The following is a 13,530-nucleotide window of genomic DNA, read 5'->3' as shown; positions in this document are numbered from 1 at the left end:
CAATGTTTAGGCATAGTATATTTTTAATTTTTTTTGCTGTACTTGCAGGATGCGCACAAGTACCCGAAGAAAAAGCGGATGATCGAGATCCATTGCAGTCATTCAATCGTCCTATGTATGACTTTAACATGGACGTGCTTGATGCTTATATTCTGCGCCCTGCTGCGGTTGGCTATGTTACAGTGACACCTATGCCTGTTAGGCGCAGTATTGTTAACTTTACCGATAATATTACTGCACCAACTGATATGGTTAACGCTGGTTTGCAGGGCAAACCAGCGAATATGGGGATCAGCCTTGCGCGTTTCTTAGTGAACTCGACGGTTGGCTTATTTGGCTTTTTCGATGTGGCCTCTTCATTAGGGCTAGAGATCGTTGATGAAGATTTTGGCCAAACGCTAGGTGTGTGGGGAGTAGGAGATGGTGCCTACTTGATGATACCTGGCATGGGGCCAAGTACAGTACGAAATTTAACGGGTGATGTAGTTGATAACATAGTATTACCTGAAATAGCGTTAACAACACCTCAAACCATTTTAGTGTTTGCACTGAAAGCGGTTGAAGCGCGTGCTTCTTTGATACCTCAAGAAAGCCTATTAAATGAGTCACTTGACCCGTACATATTTGTTAAAGATATCTATTTCCAGCGTCAATTATATGAGCTTCATGATGGCAATCCGCCAATGGAAAAAGAGCCAGACGATTTTGATGAAGACTTCTTAGAAAACCTTTAATAGCGTTGACCACAACGAAAAAATGCCAGCAATATTGCTGGCATTTTTGTATTTACATTTCGAACATTAGTCGCCGAATACAGACATTTGTTCATTCGACCAGTTCAATGCATCGTGATATGCATCGGGCACCTCTTCGGGTTTGAGGCCGAGTTGTTGTTGGATCTCTTTGGCACTTTCCCAATCAGCTTGCTCGTAAAACTTCACAAGGCGTAAATACGATGCTAATAAACCTTCGTCATGAAGAAGGGCACCTTTAATTTCATTTGTTAGCGGTAATTTGCCCATTACGCTTGGCATATCTTCATCTAAGATTGCATCCATAAGCGACATCATACCGGTCAAAAATGCCATTCCAGTATCGCGTAATTGCCCATGACTGATAGCTAACAGCTCAGCAAAGCGAGCTCGCGTGAGTGATAAGCGGATGAGTTCAGCAGGCTTATCTGCAGCCACTTGTGCGGCGAATAACAGCGATAAGAAACGTTTAATTTCTTCGCTACCTAAAACGATAAGTGCCTGTTTGATGGTGCTGATTTCAGCACGACGTTTAAATGCTGCAGAGTTTGAATAACGCAGTAACTTGTAAGATAAGTTAACATCTCTTTCAAATACATCGGTGATTTTTTTAAGATTTAAGTCAATACTCGATGTTTCATACAAAAGCTCAGCTAATGCCATCTCAGACGGTGGTAAAGTTTTGCTTTGCACCATCTCAGGTTTCGAAAAGAAGAAGCCTTGAAAGTAGCTAAAACCCATATCGAGGGCCAGTTGGTACTTCTCATGGGTCTCAACTTTTTCTGCCAACAACTTAATGTGTGGGTGAGGCTTTATAGCTTCAATCACCGTCTGCAGAGATTCAGGTGTACAGGTTAGAAAATCGATTTTTATAAGATCAATATACGGGTAAAAATGACGCCAAACTGGTTGGTGAATATAATCATCAAGTGCTAGCGTATAGCCTCTTTCTTTCAAATCTTTGACAAGAGCCAGTAATCGTTTACCTGGTTGAATAGTTTCAAGAATTTCAACTACAACATTGTCTTTACCTAATAATAACGGGTAACCCTTTTGTAATGTTTCTAACGTAAAGTTTATATAAGCAGGTTTGTTGTCTGTTAAGTCTTCCAAACCAAAGTTAAATTGGCTGCCTTCAATGAGCCGTGACGTTGCTTCATCGCCATCAATATCTGGAAACACATTATCTACTCCATCCCTAAAGAGGAGTTCGTAGCCGACTAGTTTCTTTTCCTTATCTAAAATCGGTTGGCGCGCAGCGTAAAAATACATAGTCCAAGCTTGTCCACATCAGTTATTTCATTATCCCCTCGCAATATATGCCATTGTATCTAAAATAGCATTAATAAAATGACAAGATATGGGGATAAATTATGATTTTATCTTAACGTTAAGACTAGGATAAATCGTAATGAAATTCTATAAGTTATGATTAAATATCACAATTTTGTTAGCGTATCGTTGTAAATGTAAACTTAGTTGGTTATCGGCACCATTGGAGTTATAGTGTCGAAGCGTGGTATAGTCATGAGTGATATCGGTTTTTACCCCAATAATGTCTTATAATTAAATAACTTGCGAGTCATTATTCGGATTAAAAGCCAACATTAACTAATTTTTGGAGGCTAATTTGGAAACAGGAATGATAATTTCGTTAGCATTATACTTCATCGTAATGTTGGGAATAGGGCTATATGCCTATAAGCAATCAACAGATGATGTGTCAGGTTATATGCTAGGTGGACGTAACTTATCTCCAAGTGTTGCGGCGCTTTCAGCGGGTGCATCAGACATGAGTGGTTGGTTATTAATGGGCTTACCAGGTGCAATGTACTTATTTGGCCTAAGCAAGGTTTGGATTGCAATCGGTTTAGTGCTTGGTGCATGGGCTAACTACTTTTTAGTGGCACCTCGGTTACGTGTTTACACCGAAAAAGCCAATGATTCGATAACTATCCCTGATTACTTTGCAAACCGTTTTGAAGATAATAAAAATATCTTACGTGTTATTTCTGCAGTCGTTATCATTGTATTCTTTACTCTATATACCTCATCAGGAGTTGTCGCGGGCGGCAAGCTGTTCGAAAACTCATTTAATATGAGTTATGAAATGGGCTTGTACATTACTACGGGTGTTGTTGTGCTTTACACCTTATTTGGTGGCTTTTTAGCAGTGAGCTTAACTGACTTCGTGCAAGGCTGTATCATGTTTATCTCGCTGTTAGCGGTGCCTATTGCAACCTACACTATGCTTGATCAACCATTTATGGATACGCTTGCAAATGCACGCTATGACTTATTATTAAGTTCTCCTAAAGAAACAGAAATACATGCACTTAACATGATGGACTGGTTCGCTGGTGGTTCAACAATTGCCATTATTTCTGCAATGGCATGGGGCTTAGGCTATTTTGGTCAGCCACATATTATTGTTCGTTTCATGTCAGTTCGCTCTGTTAAAGATATGCCAACGATGCGTCGTGTAGGTATGTCGTGGATGACGCTTTCAGCTATTGGTGCCGTATTTACAGGCTTATTTGGCGCAGCGTACATGCTTGAAAATCAAATGCCAATCGATGATAAAGAAACGATTTTCTTGGTGTTATCTGAGCTTATTTTCCATCCACTTATTGCGGGTTTCTTATTGGCTGCTATTTTAGCGGCGATCATGAGTACTATCTCGTCGCAACTATTAGTATGTTCAAGTTCACTAACAGAAGATTTCTATAAGATTTACTTAAATCGTAGCGCTTCACAAAAAGAACTAGTGTTAGTGGGTCGTATCAGCGTTATTTTGGTTGCTTTATTTGCTATTTATCTTGCGTATGACCGTGACAGCTCAATCCTTGATTTAGTAAGTAATGCATGGGCTGGTTTTGGTGCTGCATTTGGTCCGCTTGTGCTAATTAGTTTGTACTGGAAGCGCATGAACTTACAAGGAGCAATCAGTGGCATGGTTGTTGGTGCAGCAACAGTGTTGTTTTGGATTTACGCGCCAATCACTATTGACGGCCAAGCTCTAAGTGCAATCATCTATGAGATTGTCCCTGGCTTTATTTTATCAACGATAGCGATTGTTGTTGTAAGCCTTATGACAGCCGAGCCGAAAAAGGAAATTACAGACTTATTTGATGAAGTTGAATCATCACTGTAGTTTTTGATTAAACACAAAAAAGGGCAACAGATGTTGCCCTTTTTTAATTTTATAGCGAATGGTTAGCTTGCAGCTTTCTCTTTTATATCTGCAACGTTATCGTCTGACTTTGCCTTTTTAGGCTTCGCAGGTGCTTCTTTTGCACCTTTGAGTACAGCCATAAATTGGTCTTTTTCTTTTGCCATTTCAAGCGCCAGTGACTCAATTTGTTGCTCGCTTAATGGTACATCAACTTTTTCAAGCATTAGTTCCAATGACTCAGCAATGTCGAGCATTTTGTCATACGCATCAGCTTCTTTTTTAGTAGTAAACGTCATGCGCTCGACTCCGTTTCTTTCTACAACATATTTAACAACAACAGCCATGATCTCTCCTGCATTTAAGCGTGGCATTTGTAGCGTAAAATCGCCATCTTGATTACTGTTTTTATATACAGTAATGTGTTGTGGCATTATTTGCAAGTAGCAACTTACATTTTTCTTTCTATCATTTGACAAAGAAAGCGAAATTAGCTTAATTTAAATTGTTACCTAAAATCTATCCAAGCATCGGAAAACTGCTAGGCCTATAATTTTAAAAACACAAGCGATGGAGCGAGTGTTTGGTAACAAAGGAAATTAGTTGTCCAAGTAAGGACATCATGGAGGAAAATATGAAATTATTATCAAGTCTATTGTTAGCTTCAAGCCTTGCGCTTTTGCCCGCCACAGCTGCACTTGCAGCGAAACCTGTTGATGTTGCAGATGTTAAGCTACAAAAAGTAAGTTTGAATAAAGCCACGTTAGAGCAGCTTACTCAATTACCAGGTATTGGTGAAGCAAAGGCCAAAGCAATTATTGAATATCGTAAGAGCCAAGGTAACTTTAAAACTGTCGAACAGCTAAAAGAGGTTAAGGGGATTGGTGAGAAACTCTACCAAAAATTAAAGGGACAAATTACGCTTTAGAAAGCCACTCTGTCAAACAGGGCCTAACAGCCCTGTTTGTATTCTTTAATAGCGGTTTGCAGATGTGGCAATGCAAATATATTTTCGAGTGGTGTGGTTAGAAGCGGATAGCTTACCCCCGCTAACAGTAACCAGGGCAGAAGCATCCATCCTTCAAAATACGCGAGCCCTAAAAATAGTGGTGCCAAAAAAGCAAGTTTACAGACAGATAAAGTGATTTTGTGCATAGGGCTCAAATGGCTAAGTGCAAGGGCAATGATTTGCTGGCGCTGCCTCACTTTAAAGGCCTTTAATTCAGGAATTTGACTGGTAAAAAAATATATCATTACAGTGACTTTTTGCATACAAGGCGGCTAATTATAACCACTAAAAATACGACAGAGAACGCAGCGAAGATCACTTCCATCCAAGCTGGCATACTCAGCGATGCAAACTGCCAATCTATATTGCCGCAATCACCAGTAGCAGCAAAGAAACTTGGGATCCACTCATGAAGAGGCATAAAGCTCGGAAAGTTTGGTTCAAAAGCACAGCTGAATGCAAAAGGATCAGTGTTGTTTTGCATTGCAATGTGTTCTTTGGCGATAAAATAACCCCAAATTGCTGATATACCCCAACTGACAAATGCTACTACTCTACATACCATCGCCTGCGGGTTAATCGCACCTATAACACCTGCAGCAAGTAAGCCTAATACTGCTGTACGTTGATAAATACACATGATGCATGGCTCAAGACCCATATTGTATTGAAAAAACAATGCGGTGATTTCAAATGCTAAGGATATCACGGCTAATAATAGCCAAGGTGTTCTTTTAGTTGCTAATTCTGCTAACCAATTCATGTATGTTCCAGTTTAAAAATGTTTTCAAGATTATGCTTACACTGGGAAGGGGGTGCAAGTCTCTGCGATAAAATTAAACAAAAAGGAGCCTGTTGGCTCCTTTATTTAACTAATAGAATAAGGTGGATTAAACGCTTACTGCTTGTAATGATTCACTTTGATAACAGCCTAATACACGGGTGTACTGGGTGTGTTCTTTTAGCTCTTCGAGCGCTTGTTTAACATGTAAGTCATCAAGGTTCGCTTCAAGGTCGACATAAAACACTTCTTCCCATGGGTTACCAGGTACAGGGCGAGATTCAAGCTTTACGAGATTGATCTGATGGTGTTTAAAAATCATCAGTGCATCTGCCAACGAACCGGCTTGTTGTTTTGTAGCCATAATTAAACTGGTTTTGGTCGGAATTTGCTTTGAAACTTGTAACGGTTTACGTGCTACAACGATAAAGCGGCTATGATTTTCACTTTGGTTAGCAAGACCTGACTTAACAACCTCTAGGCCAACATTTTTACCGGCTTGTGCTGAACCAATTGCGGCACTGTTAGGTGTTTCAACAGCTGATTTTAACGCGTGATAGGTTGAGTCGCAGGTTTCATGCTGAATATCTCCCAAACCTTGGATAAAGCGGCTGCATTGAGCAAAAGGCTGAGGGTGAGCAAACACTTTGTTGATGTGAGAAAGCTCCGTGCCAGGCATCGCTAATAGGCAATGTTCAACACTGTGTGTCACTTCACCGACAATGGATACTTGCGCATGTTGTAATAAATCAAACACCTCATTAATACTGCCTGAGCTGGTATTTTCAATAGGCAATAAGCCAAAGTCTGCCTGACCACTTTCTACTTTACCTGTGATTTGATCAAAACTAGTACAGCCCATTTCAATTACTTTACCTGGGCGACGGCTAAAATATTTATGGCAAGCTAGTTGGCTATATGAGCCTTGTCCTCCTAAGTATGCTACGCGGTGTGTTTCGCTCATTGCTTCAGGGTTGAGGTTCTTTTGCAACATGGCTTGCTGATTTAAAACTGAGTCTTCAAGAATGGTCTGAAAGACATTGTTTATGTAGTAGGCGTCTAGGCCAAGTGATTTACCATAGCTTATTAGCTTTTCGAGTAACGCTTGCTCACGTGCTTCATCTCGTATTGGTTTATTGTTAGCAATTTTATACTCAACAACGCTATGGCTTATTCGGCGTCTTTTGGCCAGTAAGACTAATAAATCTGAATCAATTTCATTGATATCGTGTCGTAATGCATTTAATACATCATTGCTCATGTTGGTTTCCTCATTCCAAAACAGTGCACAAACAAAAAAGCCTCCCAAGAGGGAGGCTTTAGCTATTCGGTGAATTTATCTCGCAAACAGTTAAGCCTCCTCTATCTAAAGAAGCTAAAAAACGAAAAACGTGTGCGAGAGATAATTTTATTCATTGCTTTAATGTAAAAACACTTGTACACAAAGTCAACTGCATATCGCAGTAATTTATAAATGAGTACACTGATTAGGAAAATTCATTAATCTTCATAAAAAATTTATAAATATAAAAATGAATCTGGTATATTTGTTTTTGCATAATAAATAATAACAATTATTAATAAGGTAGTCCTGTGGTGTATCGACGACCGCCATCACGGTTTGGTGTGAATTCATTAAGTATGAAATTGTCGCTGCTGATCTCTGCGATTTGTTTAATTGCGGGTATTTGTGCAGCGGCTTTAATGCTCAAATCCGAAGAGAAGCAACTCGTGTTTGAAGAGCATGATCTCTTAAAGCACTCAAGTGAACGCTTAACAAAGCAGTTTAATCATTTAATCAACACTAAAATTAATATTGCGGAACAGGCTAATTCTGTTGTTAGTAGCCAGTTGCTACAAAGCGACTCTCATTTGCAAAGTAATTTTAACTCAGAAATTAAATTTGCTGTAGACGGCAGTATTCGTAGCACTTCTGCTGATGGGTTATCAGCTGCATTTATACCACAAGAAAATTACTCACCGTTTTACAAACAATTAATTAATGATTCCGAGTCATTATGGAAAATTGTTTCACCTACCTTAATCCAAGACTTTTTCAATTTCTATCTGATCACAAAAGACAATTTTATTCGTATTGCGCCGCCTAACTGGGCGCTAAATGTTCCGGGCGATTTTAATTTTACGACTGGTAAAACCTTTAACTACGCTAAAGAAGCTACCAACCCAAGTCGTGAAGCTGTTTGGTCAAATGTTTATTACGATAATATATGGCACAAATGGGTTGTGAGTGTGCTCGTTCCTATTTATCTTGGAAATGAGTTTTTTGGTGTAACAGGAAGTGATATTGCACTTGAAACACTGCTTTCTCAATTACCGATTGGCGATCGCGAACAAAACCTATTTGTTTTTGATGCGAATGGTCAATTATTGGCGCACCCTGATTTAGATAAGAAAACATTAGAAAAGTACGGGCGTGAGGGGAAAAAATTAGCGACTCAAGATTTTGTGAATGCTGACTTGCAAAAGCTAGTCTCTGAAACCATTCGTCTTAGGTTGCCTGAGTCGGCAAATTCATTTGTACAAGATGGTGAAACTCACATTATCAATATCCGCAAAGTTGAACAGCTCGACTGGTATATTGGTATTTATAAAAAGCGTTCATCGGCATTATCTGCATTAGAAGAGCTGAAAGTTAAATTTTTTGGCTTATTTATTTTGTACGCTATTTTAGTTGCACTGTTACTTCATCAAGCACTTTATCAATTAGTGTTACGCCGTATTCACTCTTTGGTTAATGCTGTGGTGAGCTTTGGTAAAGGGCAATTGCAAACAGAGTTTCCCAAAGAAAATAAAGACGAAATCGGTACGTTAAATGGTTCTTTCAGAGATATGGCCGTTGAGATCCGTAAATTGATAGATGGTTTAAATCAGCGTATCAGTGAAAAGGAAATTGCAGAAAAAGCGGCAAATCGATTATCTAAGGCTGTTGCATTCTCCGGAACAGGGGTGGTCATTACAGATGAAGAGTTTGAAGTAAAATACGTCAACCCAAAAATGGTTGAGATGACAGGCTTTGAAGAACGTCACTTTATAGGCTCTCCTTTACTGAGTATTATTTCACAAGAGATGGCAATATTAGTTGATGATATTGATATTGACCTGCGAAGCCGAAATTATTGGCGCGGTGATACCTTATTACAAGCAAATGATCGTCAATCTGTTTGGGTTTCTTTAAGTATTTCACCAATTCGTGAAGACAGTGGTGAGATAACCAGTTACGTGGCATCAGCTCAAGATATTTCTTTTGTAAAAGAAAGCCAACGTAAGATGGAGCAACTTGCTTATTTTGATACTTTAACGGGGCTTGCAAACCGTACTTTCTTTAGAATGCAATTGCGTAAGTCAATGGCCTTAGCAGAGCGTGGTCATTATGCCTTTGCTTTGTTCTATTTTGATTTAGATGAATTCAAGCGTATCAATGATACGTTAGGCCATGATGCAGGTGACCAATTACTGGTTGAAGTAGCCAATCGCTTGAAAAAACGTTTACGCACAGAAGATACCATTGCCCGTTTAGGTGGTGATGAGTTTGCGGTTTTACTTAGTGGTATTGAGCATCAAACTCATGCGACAGAAGTTGCTAATACCATTCAACGTACGCTTAATGAGCCAATTAAGTTAGGTAACAATGAAGTGATCATTAGTGCCAGTATTGGTATTACAATGGCACCATTTGATAGCCAAGAAGAAGACCAATTACTCAAACATGCTGATCTTGCAATGTATGAAGCGAAAGCAAAGGGACGAAACACCTATCACTTCTATAGCCAAGAATTAAATGCTGCTGCGAATGAACGATTATTCATTGAAAATGAGTTACGTACAGGTATTCGTGAAGGCCAATTCAGAGTGTACTACCAACCTCAAGTTGATTGTCGTAACAACCAAGTTGTAGGATACGAAGCGCTGATACGTTGGTTCCATCCGGAAGAGGGAATGATCCCACCGACAAAATTTATTCCTATTGCAGAAGCAACTGGATTAATTGTTGAGTTAGGAGCCTGGATTTTAAAAGAAGCCTGTGAGTTTGCAGCTCGATTAGCAGATCAGAATTTAAAAAATAATATCTCGATCAACTTATCTGCTCGACAGTTTAAAGATGCCAACCTAGTATCTACGCTTGATAACATTATTAAGCAAACCGGTGTGGAGCCAAAGCGGCTGCACTTAGAGCTCACAGAAAGTATGCTGATGGGGCATGTAGAAGCTGCTATCTTGCAACTACATCAACTGAAAGCATTGGGCGTGTCGATTTCGATTGACGACTTTGGTACAGGCTATTCATCATTAAGTTATTTGAAGCGTTTCCCGGTTGATATTTTGAAAGTTGACCGCTCGTTTGTTAAAGATATTCCTGAGGATAGCAACGACATGGAAATCACGGCTGCAATTATCGCGATGGCGCAAAAGCTTAAACTAAACGTGGTTGCTGAAGGGGTTGAAACGATTGAACAAATAGAATTTTTGCAAAATAACAATTGTTATATTGTGCAAGGCTTCTATTACAGTAAACCAGTCCCAGAAGATGAGTTACCAGCACTTTATGAGCACCTAAGCTCAATGAAGTCATAATGAGTGAGGGGGCTGACTAGCCCCCTGCAATTTTTACTTTAAATTTAAGCCCTTCGAGAATAGCTTTGAGTTTTTCTCTGTCGTCACCTTGCACCTCAATGATGCCTTCTTTAACGGCGCCACCTTGACCCATTTTACTTTTAATGGTTTTAGCCAGCTTTTTTAAGTCATGTTGCTCACTGTCAATACCAACAACTAGCATGACGCCTTTGCCTTTGCGGCCTTTTGTTTGACGCTCAATACGTAAAAAGCCATCTTTAAACGTTTTGCTTTGGATTGGCTTTGTTTCTTTAGGTTGTTCAATACGGCCAGTCGCTGTTGAATAAACTAGATTATTGTCGCTCATAGTGGATCTCATTGTGAAAGCTTGCCCAAATAATAACAAATTTCATTCTAAGTGTTTTAATTTTTGGCTTATTTCTTTTAAGCAGTTATATTTAGATAATTCTGAGGAAGGAATTGTTTGTTAGGAGTTTATTATGAGTTTAACGTGCAGTACATCTGCAGATGGCGAAATTTTAACCGTTCAGATCAAAGGAAAGTTTGATTTTAATCTAGTGCAAACTTTTCGTCAGGCTTATGCTGACTTAAACGATAATATTAACAAAGTTGTTATTGACCTAAGAGAAACAGACTATATGGATAGCTCTGCACTAGGTATGCTGCTTAACATGAAAAAAAACCTTTCAGGTAAGGTCGACACAATTCAAATCAGTAACTGTCAGCCACAGCTAAAGAAAATTCTGCAAATTTCTCGTTTTGACAAAAAGTTTGATATTGATTGATGCTAAATATACTGGTTGTTGATGATTTAGAGTTAAATCGCCGTCTATTAACAGTGATGTTAGAGCAACAAGGTTATCGTGTTTTTAATGCCGATAATGGCTTGAATGCATTAAAGCTATTAGAAGAGAATAAAATCGACATCGTGTTACTTGATGTCATCATGCCAGTTATGGATGGCTTTGAAACTGCATCGATAATCAAAAAGCGCTTCAGCCAAGTTTACCTGCCAATTATTTTTATTACCTCATTAGAAGATGAGGCAAGTTTTGAGCGTTGTTTAGCTGTTGGGGGAGATGACTTCTTACAAAAACCATTTCAAGAAGTGATTCTAAACGCCAAGATAAAAGCACATAGCCGAATTAGAAACTTAAGCCAAAAAGCTCATGATCAGAATTTGCAACTTGAGTACCATCAAAATCAAGTTGAAAGAGAGCATGAGATTGTTGAGCATATCTTTAATAACGCATTAGAAAACCAGCAAGCATTTCCTGCTCATTTAGACTTCCATTTATCTCCTGCCGCCATGTTTAATGGTGATATGTTTCTTGTGGCACAAAGCCCTATTGGCAGTTTATATTGCATGTTAGGAGACTTTACAGGTCACGGCTTAGCTGCAGCGGTTGGTGCATTACCCGCTTCACGCGTGTTTTATACCATGGTAAGTAAAGGTATGTCGGTCAGTGATATTGCGGCTGAAATTAATACTGTACTGGGCAATTTACTGCCAGGCCATATGTTTTGTGCTGCGACTATTTTAGAGTTGAGTAAGTCTGGAAGAAGTGTTTCAGCATGGTTAGGTGGTTTACCTGACATTTATGTTATTAATGAAAAAGGCAACATAACCCGAACGCTAGAATCACAGCATATGGCGCTGGGTATTCTTGAGCCTGAAGAGTTTGAACGTGGTTTAATTCACATCGAAGTTGAGCCATCATCGCGAATCGTGATGGCAACAGATGGCATTATTGAAACAACTAACCTCAATGATGAGTACTTTGGTGAACAACGATTTAAAAAAGTATTAGTGTCAAAATCGTATATAAGTACAGAACAAATAATTGAGCGTGTTAATCGTTTTGCGCGTGGCAATCAACAACAAGATGACTTGAGCTTAGTGTTGTTAAATTGTTTGCCGGTTCCTTCACCAGAACAGACATATGAGCAATTTTCGCCTTTACCTTTTCATATCTCAATGAGTTTAAACGCAAAGCAAATTAAAAGTACCGACCCCGTTTTAGAAGTGATCGAACTGCTTAGCAAAATTGGTGGCTTAAATGATCATCGGGCTAATATATTTTTGATGTTATCTGAGGCTTATAATAATGCACTTGATCATGGTGTTCTTGGGCTTGACTCAGAGATAAAAAACCAAGAAGACGGTTTTTTAATCTATTATCAACAACGAGAAGAAGCTCTGGCTTCGTTAAGCGAAGCATTAATCATTATAGATATTCAATATAGTCCCGAAACATTAGAATTAGACTTTACGATTTGTGACTCAGGGAATGGATTTTCAAAAACAGGGCAGAGTCAGCAAAACCTAGTTAGAGAACATGGTCGAGGTCTATGTTTACTTTCTGAGATAGCTTCTAAAGTCTCATTTAATAGCGCTGGCAACCAAGTCGAAATTAATTATAAATTAACTGCAAGCAAAGCTAGCTCACACTAAAATCGCATGTTATCATTTCGGCATTATAGATGTTTGGATGGCTAAATGATTTCTACTTACTTATCTGTTGCTCAACTAGATTTACCTGAAAACCTTGTTGCGGAGCAATTATCAAACCTTGAGCAATATCTTGCAGAGTCAGCATTACCTTCAGTGCGCTGGCAGTACCAAATCCCTGAGCTAGGCGAGGGTGGTGCGTGTAGCTTATTTGGTTTTTTGCAAGATGAACCATTCAAATTAAACGACTATGTTGCAGACAATGCTGTAAACACTGAAAAGCTGGCTAAGCTTCAACAAATCATCGATTTTGTCGTAGCCCAGACGCAAGTAGATTGGTTTGGTATTTATCAAGCAACAAATACAGACGAAGGCCCACAGTTATTGAAGCTGGTTTACCATGGCGCGCCAAGTCGTCCGTTATTTCCTCTAACAGACGCATTCGCTAAGGGTAGCAATAATGTACAGGTTGCACTATCTAAGCAAGGGCGTGTGATCAATAACGTTGCTGATTACCTTGCTCAAGGTGGTGAGTACTATACTTGTGATCCTAAAGTGAAAGCAGAGACCTGTTTACCATTACTTTCAGACAAAAACGAATGCTTAGGTATTATAGATGCAGAAGCATTTAATACTGATTTCTTTGATCAACAAACCCTTGCATTACTTGTTGCATGTTGTATTAAAATTCCTCAACTCTTGGTCTAATTTAACTAGTAATTAGGCTGGGTTTTTATGTTAAGCTAGTGGCAACGCTAACCCCTATAAAAA

The 13,530-nt window shown here is 39.1% G+C and carries 13 protein-coding genes; 7 read left to right on the top strand and 6 right to left on the bottom strand.

All coding sequences use genetic code 11. The features are described from left to right. Nucleotides 1-2: 2 nt before the first annotated feature. Complete coding sequence (locus ACSFVZ_RS07835; protein WP_435558545.1) at nt 3-734, top strand: MlaA family lipoprotein; 732 nt, start codon at nt 3-5, stop codon at nt 732-734. Between the two features lie 66 nt (nt 735-800). Here the strand turns inward: ACSFVZ_RS07835 and ACSFVZ_RS07830 are convergent, their stop codons facing one another. Beyond that, entirely contained in the window at nt 801-2,024 is a 1,224-nt protein-coding gene (locus tag ACSFVZ_RS07830; protein WP_435558544.1) for an EAL and HDOD domain-containing protein, read from the bottom strand. A gap of 370 nt (nt 2,025-2,394) precedes the next feature. On the opposite strand from ACSFVZ_RS07830, the gene putP reads away from it, so the two are divergent. Next, entirely contained in the window at nt 2,395-3,906 is a 1,512-nt protein-coding gene (putP, locus tag ACSFVZ_RS07825; RefSeq protein ID WP_135923897.1) for a sodium/proline symporter PutP, read from the top strand. 62 nt (nt 3,907-3,968) lie between these two features. Here putP and ACSFVZ_RS07820 read toward each other — a convergent pair whose 3' ends face one another. Further along, nucleotides 3,969-4,271, bottom strand: coding sequence for a YebG family protein (locus ACSFVZ_RS07820; protein ID WP_135926253.1), 303 nt, complete (start codon nt 4,269-4,271; stop codon nt 3,969-3,971). A gap of 287 nt (nt 4,272-4,558) precedes the next feature. Here ACSFVZ_RS07820 and ACSFVZ_RS07815 point away from each other — a divergent pair, with 287 nt between their 5' ends. Then, on the top strand, nt 4,559-4,852 hold the full coding sequence (locus tag ACSFVZ_RS07815) for a ComEA family DNA-binding protein (protein WP_135923898.1): 294 nt from the start codon (nt 4,559-4,561) through the stop codon (nt 4,850-4,852). Nucleotides 4,853-4,875: 23 nt separating this feature from the next. On the opposite strand, the gene ACSFVZ_RS07810 is transcribed toward ACSFVZ_RS07815, so the two are convergent. The 3 genes from ACSFVZ_RS07810 to ACSFVZ_RS07800 all read right to left on the bottom strand — a co-directional run bounded on the left by ACSFVZ_RS07810 (nt 4,876) and on the right by ACSFVZ_RS07800 (nt 6,975). Then, entirely contained in the window at nt 4,876-5,178 is a 303-nt protein-coding gene (locus ACSFVZ_RS07810) for a DUF6170 family protein (protein ID WP_235382065.1), read from the bottom strand. After that, nucleotides 5,178-5,696, bottom strand: coding sequence for a disulfide bond formation protein DsbB (gene dsbB, locus ACSFVZ_RS07805; protein ID WP_199527882.1), 519 nt, complete (start codon nt 5,694-5,696; stop codon nt 5,178-5,180). The genes ACSFVZ_RS07810 and dsbB overlap by 1 nt, the downstream gene beginning before the upstream one ends. A gap of 127 nt (nt 5,697-5,823) precedes the next feature. Further along, the gene (locus ACSFVZ_RS07800; protein ID WP_135923901.1) at nt 5,824-6,975 is read right to left on the bottom strand and encodes a chorismate mutase; all 1,152 of its coding nucleotides are present in this window, start codon (nt 6,973-6,975) and stop codon (nt 5,824-5,826) included. A 332-nt stretch (nt 6,976-7,307) separates the two neighbouring features. Between ACSFVZ_RS07800 and ACSFVZ_RS07795 the strand changes: the two genes are divergently transcribed. Beyond that, nucleotides 7,308-10,307 carry a bifunctional diguanylate cyclase/phosphodiesterase gene (locus tag ACSFVZ_RS07795; RefSeq protein WP_435558543.1) on the top strand — a complete coding sequence of 1,000 codons (3,000 nt, stop codon included), beginning with the start codon at nt 7,308-7,310 and terminating at the stop codon, nt 10,305-10,307. Between the two features lie 16 nt (nt 10,308-10,323). On the opposite strand, the gene ACSFVZ_RS07790 is transcribed toward ACSFVZ_RS07795, so the two are convergent. Beyond that, on the bottom strand, nt 10,324-10,653 hold the full coding sequence (locus tag ACSFVZ_RS07790) for an SUI1 family translation initiation factor (RefSeq protein ID WP_435558542.1): 330 nt from the start codon (nt 10,651-10,653) through the stop codon (nt 10,324-10,326). 133 nt (nt 10,654-10,786) lie between these two features. Between ACSFVZ_RS07790 and ACSFVZ_RS07785 the strand changes: the two genes are divergently transcribed. From ACSFVZ_RS07785 to ACSFVZ_RS07775, 3 genes are read left to right on the top strand one after another with little or no spacing between them, the layout of a single operon-like run. Then, nucleotides 10,787-11,092 (top strand): STAS domain-containing protein, encoded by a 306-nt coding sequence (locus ACSFVZ_RS07785; protein WP_135923903.1) that lies wholly within the window; start codon nt 10,787-10,789, stop codon nt 11,090-11,092. Further along, complete coding sequence (locus tag ACSFVZ_RS07780; protein ID WP_435558541.1) at nt 11,092-12,762, top strand: ATP-binding SpoIIE family protein phosphatase; 1,671 nt, start codon at nt 11,092-11,094, stop codon at nt 12,760-12,762. Before ACSFVZ_RS07785 ends, ACSFVZ_RS07780 begins: the two co-directional genes overlap by 1 nt. 45 nt (nt 12,763-12,807) lie before the next feature. After that, nucleotides 12,808-13,467 (top strand): GAF domain-containing protein, encoded by a 660-nt coding sequence (locus ACSFVZ_RS07775; protein WP_435558540.1) that lies wholly within the window; start codon nt 12,808-12,810, stop codon nt 13,465-13,467. The last annotated feature ends 63 nt before the right edge of the window (nt 13,468-13,530 follow it).

This window comes from Pseudoalteromonas nanhaiensis, from assembly GCF_051235485.1.
Lineage (GTDB): Bacteria > Pseudomonadota > Gammaproteobacteria > Enterobacterales > Alteromonadaceae > Pseudoalteromonas > Pseudoalteromonas lipolytica_C.
Note: the sequence above shows the minus strand (reverse complement) of the source record. Positions and strands in the feature narration are given on the sequence as shown.